Raw genomic sequence first — 273 nt, 5'->3', positions numbered from 1 at the left:
GACCATGTCCGGGAACTTGATGGCATCGCGAATAAAGAACGTGGGGAAGTTATTACCGACCAGGTCCCAGTTACCTTCGGCGGTATAGAACTTGGTGGCGAAGCCTCGTGGGTCGCGCAGGGTTTCCGGGGAGTGGTTGCCATGCACCACAGCCGAGAAGCGCACGAACACCGGCGTGGTTTCACCGGCGGCGAATACCTTGGCCTTGGTCAGGTCGCTGAGGTTGTCGGTCACGGTGAAGGTGCCATGGGCGCCCGTGCCGCGTGCGTGAAC

Annotated in this window: 1 protein-coding gene; it reads right to left on the bottom strand. The window is 61.2% G+C overall.

All coding sequences use genetic code 11. The features are described 5' to 3' along the window. A partial coding sequence (locus AAEY79_RS14870; RefSeq protein ID WP_352289144.1) for a catalase occupies nucleotides 1-273 on the bottom strand: 273 nt, incomplete at both ends.

It is taken from the genome of Psychrobacter sp. GW64-MNA-CIBAN-0177, assembly GCF_040309585.1.
In the GTDB taxonomy this organism is placed as follows: Bacteria; Pseudomonadota; Gammaproteobacteria; order Pseudomonadales; family Moraxellaceae; genus Psychrobacter; species Psychrobacter okhotskensis.
The sequence above is the reverse complement of the archived record's forward strand: the minus strand, read 5'-3'. Positions and strand labels throughout refer to the sequence as shown.